A 3,574-nucleotide genomic window follows, 5' to 3' on the forward strand; every position below is an offset into this window, starting at 1 on the left:
ATGACGATTTTCATTCCAACTCTCGATATATTAGTTATTGTTGCTTAAGATAAATTTCAGCAACACTCTCACTTCACGTCTAAACGCTTATAGAGAAACGTGTCGCGCCTGAAGCCTGCATCGGGTCATTTCCTGCTCCACCTGATTCCTGCATCATTTGGGCAGCCAAAATACCAACATATTGAGCAACACCATGTTTTTCTGCCATTTCTTTAATCTTTGGAAGATATCCTGTAACTTTTGCATTAAGATTGACAGGCTCCCCGCCAGGACTCACATTACCTACACACATACCACCAACAAAATTACTAGAAGGTGCTAGATGTCCATACATACCTTCTAACATCCCGGCTTCTAATATCTCACGCGCACGTTCTTTTTGACTTTTACTAAACTTTGCGAGTTCCATAGCTTTCTCTAGTCCATGAGAAGATGTTGTCACTTTTTTGCTTCCACTTGCATTAATCTCATCTATTTTTTTCTTAAAATCTGTATCTCCTACTATCTTTTTTACATCTGGTCCGGAGTAACTTTCAGATTTTGTTTTTTGCATCTCTTTTTTCTTTTTTTCACAAGGACCATTCGGTCCCGCCTCACATACCTCTTTTTCTGTATATTCTTCATATTGGATATCCAATAAATATGATATAGCATCATGCGGATCTTTACCAGTTAAATCATTATCATATCGTGCCATGTCAAAGGCGACGACCTCTTTCCAATCCACATTCAAAGCCATTGAGACTTCCATATATTTTTTTACTTGTTCCTCTGTCTTACCTTCATCATCAGTAAAAGGTACAAAAGAGACTAAAATCACACACACAGCAATAATTACTCCCATAACCAAAGCGGCAGGTACTCCAACCGCTGCCACAACAGCACCCACAATTTTTAATATACCTGCTTTTAGCATTTTGGCAGCAGCTTTCGCTGCCGCCCTTCCTGCTTTTCCTGCCAATTTTGCCATTTTCCCGCGCGCTTGCATCCCTTTTTTCTTAATAAAGTGGGAAGCTACATCTTTTAAAGGATTACTTTTTTTCTGTTCATTTGGATCGTTAGGATTTTGACTCATAGACTTATCACACCATATTTTCCATTTTGAGAATTTCTTCCTCTTCGCTGTGCTAAGCGAGGGTTTGGCGCAAATGGAATCAGATTTTGTGGGTCATGTTCTGATAAATTCAAATGCGTCTCTGTACGGACTACTTCGTCCTGTGTTTGTGTTACTAAGATTTCTTCTCTTGGTTTAATACTACTGTCTTTCACTTCACAAGCTCTTTCAATCCTTTGGTTTGCTTGTAAACGCGTATCTCCTTTTCCGAATGGCGAAATACGTGACACTGTACCGTCTGTTGTTGTCGCAACCATGTAACTACGATCTCTTTCTACCACCATTTGTACATTCTTATAGCCACCTTGGTCTAAATCAGACATATAGAAGTGACCATTGTCTACCTTGTGATTGACTGTAAGTGGTGGTTCATTAAATACCGGTTTCTGTTGTAAAGGTCTTTGATTTTGGTTTCCTACTAATTGATTTGGATTTACATTGATTGAGCGATTAATATTGATTTTGCCACCACTTGAATCTTGTATATAGGCTGGAGATGCTTTCGTACCATTACGATACTGCGTTAATTGTCCGTCTGAAATATTTAAATCCTGATATACCACTTGTCCAGAGCGTATATTACTATCTCCACTACCATAACGAGATACAACTTGCTTCATTCCACTAGCGTCTTTTGCTTCAATCCATGATTTATTATTTGTCGTCACAAGACGTACTGCACCTTTTACAACCGATTGCGCGCCTGTATGATCTGTTGTTGTTGGTACCATTCTCTGAATCTCCTGAATCTCTTTTGCTTCTGTACGAACTGCACTGTTATACGGATTATGTTTACTTACCATACGTGCAGTTGCTTGATAAGCACCCGCACCACCAATCACACCTGCGGCGTAACTTAAGCCTTTTGTCACATTATAGTGGCGCTCTGCTGCATTCCCACCTAATGATGTATTAACAGCAGCAGTAGTCCCACTTATCACTCTTTGTACTGCATTCCCTCCGGATTGTTGAACAGCACTCGCGGCACTAAAGTATGCATTTGATACCGTATCAATGCGATCCGCAAGCATAAGGTGTTTCGCACCTTCCATTACACTCATGCCAAGTTTTGTACTCTGCTGTGTCATACGTCCCACTGCAGATGTTGGGATAGACATTTTACCAGCACTTTGTGCAATATTTGCTACACTTGTTGATGCATCTGCATAAGAGCGTTCAATTTCCGCAACGGAAAGATCTCCTGCACGTGCGATACTGGCTTGCGTTCGTGTCGCTGCATATACTGCTTTATTGATTGCGCTACTTGTTGCAACGCCATGTGAACGAACACCTTGAATCGCACTAGTAATTCCAGAACCTACTTGTTGACTCACCGTTCCAAGACTTGCATGGCTTTGTAATCCTTTCGTTAATTGCGAAGCAAAGGCATCTTTATTAATATACGATTGATTATGTAGACTCTTACCACTCGTATCTTTTGCCTGTACGGGCATCGCTCCTGCTTGTACTGCCGCTTGTTGTGCGACTGCTTTAAATTCATTTCCTTTTTCATTCAGGTGTGACTGCCACGCTTCTAATTTTTGCTTTGGATACATAGTTGGAGACAAGTTTTTCATAAAGCTTGCCTTGTTCTCAGCTGCATATCCTTGTTTAAAGGATTCTGTAGAAGCTTGTACCAGGTTCCCAACATTACTTACTTGTTTTGCTTGCTGACCTCCTGTTCCATTTGTCAAACCGTGCGTTTTCACACCGTTGACTGCCTGCTGAATGCCTGCCGCACTGGATATACCCATCGCATTTAAGTCAGGATCTTTTTGTAACTGTTGTGATAAATGAGAAGCGAAAGCTTCTTTATTCGCATAGTTTGTACCATCTTTTTGCTGTACAATACCAGCTGATTCCGCCGCTTGTTGTGCATGATTTTGAAATCCTTGTACTTTTTGACCTAAATGTTTATTCCATGCGGCTTCTTTTTCTTGCTGCGGCATATCTGCAGGGAATTGTTTCATGAATCCCGCCTTATGGTCTGCACTATATGCTTTCTTAAATGCAGCAGTAGAAGCACCGACAAGAGCACCGACTTGTCCCATATTTTGATGGCCACTTTCTAACGTTTCTCCTTTTACATCCTCGACTGCTTTTCCGACTTTTCCTAATGCAAGCCGAGAAGCAAACGCATCTTTATTCACATAGGACTTATCAAACAGATTGTTTCCTTGTTTGTCCTTCGCATCAACTGGCATGGCTCCTGCTTTTGTTGCCGCCTGTTCTGCGTGGTTTCTAAATCCTTGTACTTTTGTGTTCAAATGGTCGTTCCAATGTTTCTCTTTCTCTTCCGCTGACATATTTTCTGGTAACTGACTCATAAACGTATCTTTATGGTCTGCCTCATACCCCTCGTATATTAATATTTAAGCCCTATCTCAGGCTTAGTTTTACTCTCTAATAAGAGTCCAGTAATAAAGAAAATACTTGGACGTCTCAAGATATTTCTAGATA

General features: G+C 40.7%; 2 pseudogenes. Both read right to left on the reverse strand.

Features of this window, described 5'->3' with window-relative positions:
* Window positions 1–109: 109 nt before the first annotated feature.
* A pseudogene (locus tag MR168_RS32465) lies at window positions 110–1,075 on the reverse strand (lysozyme family protein); the annotation flags it as partial.
* Window positions 1,072–3,474 (reverse strand): annotated as a pseudogene (locus MR168_RS32470) (hypothetical protein); the annotation flags it as partial. The pseudogenes MR168_RS32465 and MR168_RS32470, both read right to left, overlap by 4 nt.
* Between the last annotated feature and the right edge of the window lie 100 nt (window positions 3,475–3,574).

Source organism: Bacillus cereus group sp. BfR-BA-01356 (assembly GCF_022663635.1).
In the GTDB taxonomy this organism is placed as follows: Bacteria; Bacillota; Bacilli; order Bacillales; family Bacillaceae_G; genus Bacillus_A; species Bacillus_A cereus.